The sequence below is a fragment of the Maribacter sp. 6B07 genome (assembly GCF_002700155.1).
GTDB lineage: Bacteria > Bacteroidota > Bacteroidia > Flavobacteriales > Flavobacteriaceae > Maribacter > Maribacter dokdonensis.
This window is the reverse complement of record NZ_PDUT01000005.1, coordinates 32,816-45,300: the sequence shown is the minus strand read 5'-3', so window position 1 is coordinate 45,300 and position 12,485 is coordinate 32,816. Positions and strand designations below refer to the sequence as shown.

General features: G+C 34.8%; 14 protein-coding genes. 5 read left to right on the top strand and 9 right to left on the bottom strand.

Annotation, left to right across the window (positions count from 1 at the left end; genetic code table 11):
* Positions 1-4: 4 nt before the first annotated feature.
* Positions 5-973: an L-histidine N(alpha)-methyltransferase gene (locus CSC80_RS18605; RefSeq protein ID WP_099193439.1), complete on the top strand. Its 969-nt coding sequence runs from the start codon at positions 5-7 to the stop codon at positions 971-973.
* A gap of 74 nt (positions 974-1,047) precedes the next feature.
* On the opposite strand, the gene CSC80_RS18600 is transcribed toward CSC80_RS18605, so the two are convergent.
* Together CSC80_RS18600 and CSC80_RS18595 are read right to left on the bottom strand one after the other, a co-directional pair.
* Complete coding sequence (locus CSC80_RS18600) at positions 1,048-1,344, bottom strand: isoamylase early set domain-containing protein (protein ID WP_058105286.1); 297 nt, start codon at positions 1,342-1,344, stop codon at positions 1,048-1,050.
* Positions 1,345-1,491: 147 nt separating this feature from the next.
* Positions 1,492-2,577, bottom strand: a complete 1,086-nt coding sequence (locus tag CSC80_RS18595) for an aminotransferase class V-fold PLP-dependent enzyme (protein WP_099193438.1) — start codon at positions 2,575-2,577, stop codon at positions 1,492-1,494.
* A 54-nt stretch (positions 2,578-2,631) separates the two neighbouring features.
* On the opposite strand from CSC80_RS18595, the gene CSC80_RS18590 reads away from it, so the two are divergent.
* Together CSC80_RS18590 and CSC80_RS18585 are read left to right on the top strand one after the other, a co-directional pair.
* Positions 2,632-3,033, top strand: a complete 402-nt coding sequence (locus CSC80_RS18590) for a 2TM domain-containing protein (RefSeq protein WP_071340210.1) — start codon at positions 2,632-2,634, stop codon at positions 3,031-3,033.
* 11 nt (positions 3,034-3,044) lie between these two features.
* A complete protein-coding gene (locus CSC80_RS18585) occupies positions 3,045-3,545 on the top strand; it encodes a dihydrofolate reductase (RefSeq protein WP_099193437.1) in 501 nt (166 codons plus the stop codon).
* Here CSC80_RS18585 and murI read toward each other — a convergent pair.
* Both murI and pafA read right to left on the bottom strand, forming a co-directional pair.
* The gene (gene murI, locus CSC80_RS18580; RefSeq protein WP_099193436.1) at positions 3,532-4,320 is read right to left on the bottom strand and encodes a glutamate racemase; all 789 of its coding nucleotides are present in this window, start codon (positions 4,318-4,320) and stop codon (positions 3,532-3,534) included. The two genes, CSC80_RS18585 and murI, sit on opposite strands and share 14 nt — an antisense overlap.
* A 1-nt stretch (position 4,321) precedes the next feature.
* Positions 4,322-5,989, bottom strand: a complete 1,668-nt coding sequence (gene pafA / locus CSC80_RS18575) for an alkaline phosphatase PafA (protein ID WP_099193511.1) — start codon at positions 5,987-5,989, stop codon at positions 4,322-4,324.
* A gap of 117 nt (positions 5,990-6,106) precedes the next feature.
* Here pafA and CSC80_RS18570 point away from each other — a divergent pair, with 117 nt between their 5' ends.
* Both CSC80_RS18570 and CSC80_RS18565 read left to right on the top strand, forming a co-directional pair.
* Positions 6,107-6,844: an ABC transporter permease gene (locus tag CSC80_RS18570; protein ID WP_058105280.1), complete on the top strand. Its 738-nt coding sequence runs from the start codon at positions 6,107-6,109 to the stop codon at positions 6,842-6,844.
* Positions 6,844-7,611 carry an ATP-binding cassette domain-containing protein gene (locus tag CSC80_RS18565; protein WP_058105279.1) on the top strand — a complete coding sequence of 256 codons (768 nt, stop codon included), beginning with the start codon at positions 6,844-6,846 and terminating at the stop codon, positions 7,609-7,611. The genes CSC80_RS18570 and CSC80_RS18565 overlap by 1 nt, the downstream gene beginning before the upstream one ends.
* On the opposite strand, the gene CSC80_RS18560 is transcribed toward CSC80_RS18565, so the two are convergent.
* The 5 genes from CSC80_RS18560 to CSC80_RS18540 are packed head-to-tail and all read right to left on the bottom strand — an operon-like array spanning position 7,608 to position 12,476.
* Entirely contained in the window at positions 7,608-9,077 is a 1,470-nt protein-coding gene (locus tag CSC80_RS18560; protein WP_099193435.1) for a DUF389 domain-containing protein, read from the bottom strand. The genes CSC80_RS18565 and CSC80_RS18560 overlap by 4 nt on opposite strands.
* A gap of 2 nt (positions 9,078-9,079) precedes the next feature.
* Positions 9,080-10,159, bottom strand: coding sequence for a mannose-1-phosphate guanylyltransferase (locus tag CSC80_RS18555; protein ID WP_058105277.1), 1,080 nt, complete (start codon positions 10,157-10,159; stop codon positions 9,080-9,082).
* Between the two features lies 1 nt (position 10,160).
* The gene (locus CSC80_RS18550; protein WP_074669903.1) at positions 10,161-10,763 is read right to left on the bottom strand and encodes a SprT-like domain-containing protein; all 603 of its coding nucleotides are present in this window, start codon (positions 10,761-10,763) and stop codon (positions 10,161-10,163) included.
* 1 nt (position 10,764) lies between these two features.
* Positions 10,765-11,445 carry an SDR family NAD(P)-dependent oxidoreductase gene (locus CSC80_RS18545; RefSeq protein WP_099193434.1) on the bottom strand — a complete coding sequence of 227 codons (681 nt, stop codon included), beginning with the start codon at positions 11,443-11,445 and terminating at the stop codon, positions 10,765-10,767.
* Complete coding sequence (locus CSC80_RS18540; protein ID WP_099193433.1) at positions 11,445-12,476, bottom strand: M28 family peptidase; 1,032 nt, start codon at positions 12,474-12,476, stop codon at positions 11,445-11,447. Before CSC80_RS18540 ends, CSC80_RS18545 begins: the two co-directional genes overlap by 1 nt.
* Between the last annotated feature and the right edge of the window lie 9 nt (positions 12,477-12,485).

The window sequence follows — 12,485 nt, the reverse complement described above, 5'->3', positions numbered from 1 at the left end:
AATTATGCAAGACACTAACATAGCGCCAACCGTTACAACTGAATTCGAAAAAGAGGTGTATTCCGGTTTAACCGATTACCCTAAACACCTATCGTCAAAATATATTTACGACAAAAAAGGAGATAAGCTTTTTCAAGATATCATGGCAATGCCAACCTATTACTTGACCAATTGCGAATATGAGATTCTTGAACAAAACAAACACGAAATTACAGCACTATTTTCCGGTTCCGGCACCTTTGACCTAATAGAGTTAGGGGCTGGTGATGGTAAAAAAACAAAAATTCTTTTAAAAGAATTCAGTGATAAAAAAATAGATTTTACCTACGTGCCTATAGATATAAGCAACAACGCCTTAAATCAACTACATGACTCCTGCAAAATAGAATTGCCAGAAGTTAACGTACAGCCTTTTCAAGGAACTTATTTTGAAGCACTGAAAGAGATAAATACTAGAAAAAACAGAAAGGTCATTCTATTTCTCGGCTCAAATATTGGCAATCTTATGCATGACCAAGCCGTTGGGTTTATGGAAAAAATTCAGCAACTCATGCAGCCTAACGATCTACTTTTAATGGGTTTTGACCAAAAAAAGAATCCACAGACCATTTTAGATGCCTACAATGACCAAGAAGGAATTACAGCTGCATTCAATAAAAATATACTTGCAAGAATCAATAGTGAGCTCGAAGGCAATTTTGATCTAGAACAGTTTTTACATTGGGAAGTTTACGACCCCGAAACCGGAACCGCAAAAAGCTTTTTGGTGTCTAAAATTGAGCAAAGCGTGAGAATTGAATCTTTGGATCTTACAGTTCATTTTAATCAATGGGAAACCATACACACAGAAATTTCCCAAAAATATGATGACCAAATTATTGACTGGCTAGCCAAAGAATCTGGATTACAGTTAACCACAGCTTTCCAATCTAAAACCCACGGTTACAAAAATTGTGTATTTAAAATAGCTTAGCATTTGTCTAAATATAAAAACAATAGAGCCCTTCAAAAATTGAAGGGCTCTTATATTGTACACTCGCTATTATTCTACAACTCTAAAACTGCATTTTCAGACCCGGCATAATCATTCCATTGGTAACGATCTGCCTGCGCATCGTTTATGTACTCGCCATCAACAAGGTACTTAAATTCAAAAGAGTTCTCTTTAGGTAAATCAAAAGTACCTTTAAAAGAACCATTCTTTTGTTTCTTTAATTCACTCTTTTTTGCATTCCAATTATTGAAATCACCTACTACAGCCACCTTTTTTGCATCTTCTGGAGACACTGTAAAAGTAACCTTACATACTGGCTTAGTTTTTAAATACTTCTTTGCAATTGCCATGATACAGAATTTAATATTTTAGGCAAAATTAGCATATTAAAACACTCATTTACAATGGATAAGACATTTTTATCAAATTCTCAAAATTTAAATCCTTTATGGATGGACAATGAAATTTTATCCTACAAAATTACTTAATCACGAAAGCTATCTGCCTGTTTTCAAGATTTTTACAATGGCATCTATTTCTGATTCAGTATTATAAAAATGAAAACTTAACCTAACACCATCACCTCGCTGAGCGCAAAAGACATCGTTCTCCAATAATTTTTGATACATCGCATCATTGGCTTTAATATTAAATATAGTACTATGGCTTTTTCTGTTTACAACCCTATCGGTCAAAAGCCCTAATTTTTTAAATTCGGTTTTCGCCATTAACGACAAATTACCGTTATGCTCCGCTATCCTTTCCATACCAATTCTTCCAAAAAAATCAATGGAGAATTTTAAACTTCCAAAATTCATGGATGAAAGGTGGCCAGGTTCAAACTGTTTTGCAAACCGAATTGAATTCTTCTTATCAAAATTTCCATCAGCAGAATTAAATCCAATAGTATTCAAATCAAATTCATTTTTAACTTGATCAGAAAAAAGCATAAATCCATTACCATAGCCTGCCAATAACCATTTGTATGCGCTAGCCCCCAACACATCTATACCAGAGTTGTTAAAATCAAAATTGGTACTACCACAGAACTGGGTTCCATCTGCTATAATAAGTACATGAGGATACAGTATTTTTATTTTTTTCAGAAACTCGAGGTCAATTGAAAACCCATCTAACCATTGTACAAGGCTCAAGGCCAAGACATCTATCTTGTTGTTTTCTATTTTTTCCTGAATCTCCTCTTCTACATGTTTGGAGAGTTTTACATACTCAATATCATACCCTCTTTTTTCAAAACTCCAGTTCAATGAAGGGTAATCATCTTCTACAAGTAATATTTTCTTTTTAACATCTAAACCTTCTAACAGAACATTTAGTCCAGAAGAAAAATTATTGACCAATGCTACGTTTTCTCTTTTGCAATTAAAAAACGTACCTACCGCAGAACGCGTGTCCGATATTACCTTTAGCGCCTCTCCTCGCATATCACTACCGGAAAGTAAAAAATCTAAATCATGCTCTTGACGCCAATCCAATAATGAATCATACAACGGGCCGTACACAGCGGTATTTGCGTAAATTCCTTTTCTTAGCACAGGGAATTCTTTTCTAAATTTATCCATAGGTTATAGCGTATAATACAATTCGTGTATCTTTATATCAAAGATAGCAAGAGTATGTTTTCCAAGAATAAAAACACCTCCAAATTAGACATAGAGCAACATGAATTGTTAGAGAATGCTCAAAAAAGAGTACGACAAAAAAAACGACTCTATACTCATTTTGTAATCTTTCTTGTAGGCAGTGTCTTTTTGGTACTGATCAATAAAATCTTAAAATACGGGCAAGAGTACAATTGGTTTGTTTGGGCAATTACCTTTTGGGGATTTCTATTTGTTTTGCATGTTTTCAATGTCTTTATCACCAATAAGTTCATGGGCCAGGACTGGGAACGATCGCAGCGCGAAAAATTAGTGGAAAAACAAAAACAGCGAATTTCTAAATTACAAAAAGAAGTTGAAGAAGAATTGCCATTACCTGAAGCCTTAGAAATTGAACCTAAAAAAAAACTGCTTTGAAAACACTTATAATGATTGCCGCAGCAGCGGAAAATAATGCCTTGGGCAAAGACAACGATCTGCTTTGGCATCTACCAGATGACTTTAAACGTTTTAAAAAACTAACCACCGGACATAAAATTATTATGGGAAGAAAAACGTTTGAAAGTTTTCCTAAACCACTACCAAACAGAACCCATATAATCATCACAAGAGATAAAAGTTACACTACTGACTATGATGAATGTATAGTAGTCCATTCCTTGGATGAAGCTATTGATCTCGTAAAAAATGAAATTGCCTTCATTATTGGCGGTGGGGAAATTTATACACAAGGCGAAAAGAAATCAGACAAGATAGAGCTTACACGTGTACATGGTGTTTTTGAAGATGCAGATACGTATTTCCCTGAAATTGATGAAAACTATTGGATGCTAACCACACAAGAGTTTCATCCGGCAGACGAAAAACACAAACTTTCTTTTACCTATTTGACATATGTAAAAAAAGACAACGTACTTAAAACTCTTTAGATTGAACAGTGTATTTAACTGTTGTACTTTCTATTATTGATGACAGCACTGTTTCATCTCCATTAGTATAAAATTGATGGGAACCCAATTTAGTGGCATTCGACAACAAACCGTTCTTTTCCAATACGATTTTGGTCTGTCTGGCCACAGCTTCTCCAGAATCTATAATTGTGACATGCTCTGGTAACATTTTTTTCAAAAGTGGAATAAGATATGGGTAATGGGTGCAACCTAAAACAAGATAATCCATACCTTGATCAAGCATAGGTTTTATGTAACTTTCTAAGAGTTGATAAAGTTCTTTACTTCTTAGCTGACCATTCTCTATCATTTCCACTAGACCGGTACCACGTTGTTCTAGTACGGTAATTCCTGCAGCGTGATTTTTGGTGGTGCTATGAAACAAACTACTGGACAATGTACCCTTTGTTGCCAAGATTCCGATAATTTTGGATTTGGTATTGATAGCCGCTGGTTTTATAGCAGGCTCTATACCAATAAAAGGTAGGTTATAATTGGACCTTAAATAGCTAATTGCATTAGTCGTTGCCGTATTACAGGCAACGACTATTAATTTACAATTTTGATTCAATAAATATTCGGTATTCTTAATGCTCAGCTCTAGAATACGTTCCTGAGATTTTTCTCCATAAGGAGCATATTTACTATCGGCCAAGTAAATACAATTTTCATATGGCACTAATTCTTGGATTTCACCCCATATAGACGTACCACCAATACCCGAATCAAAAATACCTATAGGTCTGTCATCCATATTATTTTAATACCTCGGTTATAGGTTTACCTGTAGTACCGTTCGGAAAAGAAATACCCAATAGCGCCGATATGGTTGGTGCAATATCCGGTATTTCAGTTCTATTTACGGTTGAACCTGGCTGTATACCTTTTCCATAAAATAATAATGGGGCATGTGTGTCATATATTTGAGGAGACCCATGAGTAGACCCTGTAGTGCTATAGGAAATATACCCTGGTTTTAAAACGATCAATACATCACCAGATCTTTTTTGATTGTATCCATTTTGTAAAATATAAGGTATACCAGATGTATAATCATTACTCCACATTTGATTTGCGGTATACACCCTATCAATTGCATCATATTCCAAAACCTCTTGCGCTATTTCGATTTGCACTTCTGCCAAACTCAAATCTAAGTTTTTTACAATTTTATGATCTAGGAATATTTGATCATTAGAGTAATTTTTAATAATATCTTCCGTACCATATTTATATTGTAAAAACTCTTTCAATCTCTTTTTATTTGCAGCCGTATCAACATAACCAGATGGTATTTTTTCGCTTTTTAAATAGGTAGGCACTTCAACAGCTCCATGATCTGCCGTAAGAAACAAAGTATATTCTCCTTCACCTACATTTTTATCCAATGCTTTGAACAGCCTAGCTAAATCTTCATCTAACCTTAAATAAGTATCTTCAATTTCCTTAGAATTAACCCCAAACATATGCCCAACATAGTCTGTACTTGAAAAACTTACTGCCAAAAAATCGGTAATATTGTCTTTACCCAAGTTTTCTTGTTGCAGTGCTTCTATTGTAAAATCTGCGGTCAAAGAATTACCAAACGGGGTTGCTTTTATTATATCAAATTTTTTGGTTTTATCTAAAAGCTCAACAGGTTTGTGAGGGAAAGAAGTAGAGGTTTCACCTTCAAATTTTCCTTCAAAAAGATTATTATCAATTCCGCTTTCTCTGTATTCTTTAATATCTCTAAGAGTATTCCATTCTCTTTTATACGATTGAGCGGTACCAGAGGTATTAAAATCGTTCACCCATTTTGGTAATTGACTCATATAATACGAGCTCGTAACCCACTTACCTTCATCACCGCCATGAAACCAATATGCCGCATTGGCAGTATGTCCACCTGGTAATACGGCACCTCTATCCTTCAAGGCAATTGCTATGGTCTTTCCTTGCATTTGTGTATGCAATCTAAGCTCATCTGTAATAGTTGTTACGGACATTCTATGTGGAGACATTTTACCCGCATCTGAAGTAGTACCTACAGAAGCATAGGTATCATCACTAGCACAATATACACTTGCATCTAATTGCTTATCATACCAGTTATTGCCTATTATACCGTGTACAGAAGGAGTTGTACCTGTATACACTGAAGTATGCCCCGGTCCAGTACTGGTTGGCGCATAATTAAAATGATTGTTTTTACAGTTAAAACCCTGTTCAACCAATCTTTTAAATCCGTCTTGTCCATATTGATCATAAAAACGGGTTAAATAATCATATCTCATTTGGTCAACTACGATACCTACGACCAATTTAGGTTTTGACCTCAGCAATTCATCACTTACATTGTTCTTATTTTTCTTTTGGGCAGTTAAACCACTGGCTGCCAACAATGTTCCAATAAACAACGAAGCAATAAAATATCTTTTCATTTTCATACGTATAAGATTGAAGCGCAAAAGTAAATAATTTACACCTTTAAAGATTAATCGCAGGTTAAATCAGGTGCATTATTGTTATTTTTACGGTAAGATTTTTATTTTTAATAAATGAACTATTTAGCATCTGTAGGAAGCTATGCCATTATGATCCGTGAGGTTTTTAAAAAACCTACAAAATGGAGAATAATGAAGTCCCTTATATTTAAAGAAATAGATGAACTTATCTTTAGTTCATTGGGTATTATCATATTTATCTCTTTTTTTATAGGTGCCGTTGTTGCCATACAAACAGCACTTAACTTAACAAACCCATTAATACCCAGAAATTTAATTGGTTTTGCCACCAGACAATCGGTAATATTAGAATTTGCCCCAACTTTTGTATCTATAATTATGGCCGGTAAGGTAGGATCTTACATTACCTCTAGCATAGGTACTATGAGGGTTACAGAACAGATAGATGCTTTGGAGGTTATGGGTGTCAACTCATTGAACTACTTGGTATTTCCTAAAATTATAGCCATGTTGTTCTACCCCTTTGCGATTGCTATTTCTATGTATGTAGGGATTTTTGGAGGATGGATGGCCGGTGTTTTTGGCGGATTTCTTACTAGTGAGGATTTCATTACAGGTTTACAATCTGATTTTGTTCCTTTTCATATTGCTTATGCATTTGTAAAAACTTTAATTTTTGCTTTTGTAATTGCAACAGTACCTTCATTTCATGGGTTTTACATGAAGGGTGGTGCATTGGAGGTAGGTAAAGCAAGTACAACCTCGTTCGTGTGGACCAGTGTTGTTATAATTATACTTAATTATATTTTAACCCAACTTTTACTAGGATAATGATAGACGTACGAGACATACATAAATCTTTTGGCGAAGCTCATATCCTAAAAGGGATTTCTACCACCTTTGAAAAAGGAAAAACCAATTTGATCATTGGTCAAAGTGGATCTGGTAAAACTGTTTTTCTAAAATGCCTATTGGGACTATTTGAACCTGAAAAGGGTGGTATAGCATATGATGGCAAGTTGTATTCTGAGCATTCTGACGACGAAAAGCGAGATTTACGACAAGAAATGGGCATGGTATTTCAAGGAAGCGCCCTATTTGATAGCATGACGGTTGAAGGCAACGTAATGTTTCCACTAGAAATGTTTACCAAACAATCAAAAGCTGAAATGCAAGAACGTGTAGACACTGTTTTAAAAAGGGTAAACCTTGTTGATGCCCACCATAAATTTCCCTCTGAGATATCTGGAGGTATGCAAAAACGTGTTGCCATTGCCCGTGCTATTGTCATGAATCCAAAATATCTTTTTTGCGATGAACCCAACTCTGGGTTAGACCCCAAAACGGCAATTCTTATAGACAACTTGATCAAAGAAATTACTGAAGAATATAATATCACCACGGTCATTAACACTCATGACATGAACTCAGTGATGCAAATTGGCGAGAAAATTATTTTCTTAAAAGACGGGCTGTTGGAATGGGAAGGCACCAAAAACGAAATCTTTAAAACCGATAACGAAGCTGTCACCAATTTTGTGTATTCATCAGATCTCTTCAAGAAAGTACGCCAAATGTATATTCAAGAGCAAAATTAATCTTTAGGCATTTCCTTTATTTGAATCTTCTTATTATTTAAACGCAGTCTTAACCATTCTTGAAGCTTGTTCATGTCTTTAACCGTTTCTGCCCTTTTGGCTTCTTTTTTCCAAGTGACCTCAAACAATGGTATACTATCAGTCTTAGTAAAATCTGTTGAAATCAAATAAGCATACCCTATACGATCTAAATTCTCATAATTGGTTTTTGCCTCAAGACTTATTTCATTAAAAGGAATTTGATTAGATGAAATTTGATTTAAACGCATGAGTTCATTTTCTAAAAGCTGTATTTTCTCATCCTTGCTGGTTAAAATACTTTTCTGAGATTCATATAACTCGTTTACATATTTTAACTGAGTAGCTTCTTCACTCCTTGAACCTTGCACCACAGCAAGCTCCGTCTCACTTAATTGTTTATATTCCGCCATTTGGGTACGCCATGTTGCAATAACATTATCAGGGATACCATCATTGCCCATAAAGAACAATTCTATTTTAGATTTCCCCTCGTCATTATAAACCACCTCACTAAAATCTTTTAAAAATTTACCCTCACCTGCAAACTGATAAGGCTCAATTTTTTCAGTTATAAAAGCTTCAGCATCCCTGTTGAAAAGAGACTTTTTAAATACATTGTAAAACGTAAATCCAGCTGGTATCATTACCAATACCGCCAACAACGAGGCTAATCTTCCAATTAATTTTCTTCGTTGTGAATTCACATAGCGCACCATTGGAAAACGCAACAATTTAATAACCAAGAAAGTCGCTAGCGCAATAAAAATAGTGTTTATAATAAAGAGATACATTGCACCAGATGCATAACCCCAATTACCAATGGCCAGTCCAAAACCAACGGTACACAAAGGCGGCATTAATGCAGTAGCAATCGCAACACCAAAAATAACACTGGCTATAGTCCCCTTTTTAGCACGGGCTATTACCAATGCCAAACCACCAAAAAAGGCTATCAATACATCTCTAATATCTGGTTCGGTCCTTGCCAACAGCTCAGAAGACTCATCTCTAAGCGGAAAAAAGCGATAAAATAAATAAGCAGTAATAACGCTCAAAACTACCATTACGGCAAAATTCTTAAGCGATCTTTTTAAAGTATCAATATCATTGATTGCAACCGACATACCTATTCCTAGAATAGGGCCCATTAATGGAGATATTAACATGGCACCGATTACAACAGCTGTAAAATTCGCGTTTAATCCTATAGATGCTATAAATATGGAACAAATCAAAATCCAAGAAGTATGGCCCTTAAAAGGTATATCAGCAATTATAGCTTCTTTAGTTGCCTGCTGGTCCGTATTGGTTCTAATATCCAATAACTCAGAAAGAAACTTTTTTACACTACCTAAAAGACCTTGAAAATCTTTTTTTACTTCTTCACTACCTCCACCTTCATTACTAGTGGGTGTAATATTGTCTTGATTAAGATTGTTCTCCATATTTAAGCGAATTCATCACCAAAGGTATCTTTTACCTTGTTTAAAACCTGTTTAATGTCCTGTTCTTTTGTTTTCGGATAGATCAAAAGTACTTCATCCTTATCAACAATGATATAATCATTTAAGCCATCTACAACTACAACTTTACCAGCCTTAGATCGGATCATATTACCACTTGCATCTTGCACCAAAACTTTTGCGTTTACAACGGCGTTATTATTTTCTTCCTTATCTAATTTATCATACAAAGAACCCCAAGTACCTAAATCATTCCAGTCAAAAGTAGCTTCTTTAACATAAATAGCATTTGAGTTTTCTAAAATTGCATAATCAATAGAAATATTCTCCGCTTTTGGGTAGTTTTCAGATATGAACTTCTTCTCGTCTTCCGTATTATAACACACTAATCCATCTCTGAATAAAGCGTATTGTTTAGGCTGAAAATTCTGAAATGCATTCACTATTGTTTTTGCACTCCACATAAATATACCGGCATTCCACAAAAAATTTCCTTGAGCTAAAAAATCTTTTGCCGTTTCATAGTCTGGTTTTTCCCTAAACTGATTTACCTTTTTTATCGGAGCTGTATCTTCTTTATTGTATTCTATATAACCAAATCCGGTATTTGGAAAGGATGGTTTAATACCTAACGTACACAAAACATCTTCAGTTTCACATTTTTTAAAACAAGCTGTAACATCTTTTGCAAATGCATCTTCATCTTCGATCCAATGATCACTTGGCGCAACGATCATAACTGCATCTTCATTCATTTTCTGAATTTTTAAGGCAGCATATAGTATACATGGCGCAGTATTTCTCATAGCGGGTTCAAGAACTACTTGTTCTTGTTTTACCATTGGTAATTGTTCTAGCACTAAATCATTATACCTCTCATTGGTTAAAATGAGTATATTTTCTGTTGGCACAAATTTATTAAGTCTTTGAAATGTCTTCTGTATAAGTGTATCACCTGTACCCAACATATCGTGGAACTGCTTTGGATTATCACTTGTGCTAATTGGCCAAAATCTTGATCCTACTCCGCCTGCCATTAAAACGGCATAATAATTTTTATTCATGTCAGCTTTTTATTAATTCTACTTCAGCATTTGGTTGAAATAAAAATATTCTTCCAGAAGATATTTCTACACATTCATAACGCTTTGTTCGTTTATTTCCTTTCTTAAATAATTTTCCGTTATATATGCGAAAAACGCACCCTATTGGTAATTCGTAAACGTAAGATTTTTCCGATTGTTGTTCGTCAAACTGTTTTAAAGCTATTGACAAACGAGCATCTGTACTACTGCTTGCTTTTGGATTTTTAAAATGGTTTGCTAATAAGGGCAACAGTTGCGATGGAAATACCTCTGGACGAATAAACGGAAGCATTAAAAACTGAAATGTTTTCTTCCATTCAATACCATGAGGTTTAATATTTCTACCATATTTCTCAAATGCCATTAAATGTGCAATTTCATGAATTAAGGTTATTAAAAACCTATATTTATTTAAGGACGCATTAACGGTAATCTGATGTTTGCCGTCTTTTCCCCGTCTATAATCCCCATGCCTAGTAACGCGCTCATTTACTATTTTTAAATGCACCTGACTATTCTTTATTAGTTCAAAACATGGACTAACGGCTAGTTCTGGAAGATATTTAGCTAAGGTTTGCTGCATTTTATGGTGTACTACTGCTTACTTGCAAAATTTTACCGTTGTACATTTTTTGTCCTTTTAAGGCAAAATCCATTATATATTCTGCCATTTCTTTTGCACTCACAGGTGCTAGATAACCTGGAAATGCCTCTTCTAACATTTCCGTTTGCACGGCACCTAAGGCCAACGCATTGAACGAGGGACCGGTTTCTTTAAATTCCTCGGCCAACAATTCCGTTAATGTCAGTACAGCCCCTTTACTAGAGCTATATGCCGAAAGACCGGGAAATTTTGCACTACCTTGAACACCTCCCATAGAACTAATAGTAAGCACATGACCATCTTTGTCCATAAATGGCACAATTAATTTTGTCATTGAAGCTACCCCAAAAACATTGACATCATAAACCGATTTAAATTCTTCTTCGGTAATTTCCATAAAAGGTTTATTCACCAATTTACCAGCATTATTTATTAGAGCTAGAACTTTTGCGTTATTGGCCTTTAAATATTCATTAACCTTTTCTCTGTCTTTTGCCGATGAAACATCAAATGGAAATGCGGTAATGTTTTTATGACCAATATTCTTTATGGGACTGTCATTTCTTGAAAGTGCCAAGACCGCATAACCTGCATCTGCCAATAATCTACTTAATTCAAAGCCAATTCCTCTACTAGTACCCGTTACAACTATATAATCCATTAGTTATATTTTACTTCTTTTAAAGGAGCATTAATAATACCCTCCAACATTGGCTTTACTTCATTTACCATATTGGACATAAAGTTGTAATCCATTAAAGAGGCTTCGTCTCCTACTTTATGATATTCACCAAAATTAGTAAAGTCGAACGAACTAAAGGTTTGAGAAGGAACGTTAAATTTATCGTGAAACGGTGCATTATCTGAACGTCTAAATAAATTAAACTCTTTTGCCTTTGGCAAAAAACCTACCAAATTCTTTTGCGCATATTTATTACTTACTTCCGCAAGATTTGACAATTCATAACCAGTTAAATAGAGACTATGGTCTTTGTTCACCATTGGTACACCTATCATTTCAAAATTCAACATAACGTATAAATCTAAATTCTGGGTCAATAATTTGTCCGCCAAATGTTTAGACCCCAACAATCCTTTTTCTTCCGCAGAAAATAATGCAAAAATAATACTGCGTTTATTATTTTTAGTTTGAGCAAAATATTTTGCGAATTCCATTACCGCAGTTGTACCAGAGGCGTTATCATTTGCTCCATTAGCTATAGTATCGCTATCATCTCCACTAATTATCCCAATGTGATCATAGTGAGCACCTATTATTACATACTCATTTTTCAAATCCGAATCTGTGCCTGGCAGAAACCCCACTACATTATACGCTGTACCATCACTGTAATTTTCTAAAGTGTCTTTATATGAATTAAAATAAGGTTGAATATTATTCCTAGAGAATATATTCTCTATAAAATCAGCTGCCTTAGTTATACCATCACTCCCAGTATCTCTTCCTTGCAAATCATCTGAAGTCAAAAAAGTCATCAACGCTTCAATATCTTTTGGGGTTGTATCTACAGCGTTCATAACGGAACCCTCAGCCATTGTCACTTTGTTCTTTACAACCGAACCTTTGACTCCTTTTGGATTATTGGGATTTAAAACTGTTGATTGATCCACCTTTGTACCTCCACAGGCTACTAACAGACCACCAAGAAATACAATTACTATATGTCTCATAACATCTTA

Bases quoted from the DNA above. Each gene is read 5' to 3' on its own strand.
- CSC80_RS18555 (WP_058105277.1), bottom strand. From the start codon at position 10,159: ATGAATAAAAATTATTATGCCGTTTTAATGGCAGGCGGAGTAGGATCA.
- CSC80_RS18605 (WP_099193439.1), top strand. From the start codon at position 5: ATGCAAGACACTAACATAGCGCCAACCGTTACAACTGAATTCGAAAAA.
- CSC80_RS18565 (WP_058105279.1), top strand. From the start codon at position 6,844: ATGATAGACGTACGAGACATACATAAATCTTTTGGCGAAGCTCATATC.
- CSC80_RS18560 (WP_099193435.1), bottom strand. From the start codon at position 9,077: ATGGAGAACAATCTTAATCAAGACAATATTACACCCACTAGTAATGAA.
- CSC80_RS18570 (WP_058105280.1), top strand. From the start codon at position 6,107: ATGAACTATTTAGCATCTGTAGGAAGCTATGCCATTATGATCCGTGAG.
- CSC80_RS18595 (WP_099193438.1), bottom strand. From the start codon at position 2,577: ATGGATAAATTTAGAAAAGAATTCCCTGTGCTAAGAAAAGGAATTTAC.
- CSC80_RS18545 (WP_099193434.1), bottom strand. From the start codon at position 11,445: ATGGATTATATAGTTGTAACGGGTACTAGTAGAGGAATTGGCTTTGAA.
- CSC80_RS18540 (WP_099193433.1), bottom strand. From the start codon at position 12,476: ATGAGACATATAGTAATTGTATTTCTTGGTGGTCTGTTAGTAGCCTGT.
- murI (WP_099193436.1), bottom strand. From the start codon at position 4,320: ATGGATGACAGACCTATAGGTATTTTTGATTCGGGTATTGGTGGTACG.
- pafA (WP_099193511.1), bottom strand. From the start codon at position 5,989: ATGAAAAGATATTTTATTGCTTCGTTGTTTATTGGAACATTGTTGGCA.
- CSC80_RS18550 (WP_074669903.1), bottom strand. From the start codon at position 10,763: ATGCAGCAAACCTTAGCTAAATATCTTCCAGAACTAGCCGTTAGTCCA.
- CSC80_RS18590 (WP_071340210.1), top strand. From the start codon at position 2,632: ATGTTTTCCAAGAATAAAAACACCTCCAAATTAGACATAGAGCAACAT.
- CSC80_RS18600 (WP_058105286.1), bottom strand. From the start codon at position 1,344: ATGGCAATTGCAAAGAAGTATTTAAAAACTAAGCCAGTATGTAAGGTT.
- CSC80_RS18585 (WP_099193437.1), top strand. From the start codon at position 3,045: ATGATTGCCGCAGCAGCGGAAAATAATGCCTTGGGCAAAGACAACGAT.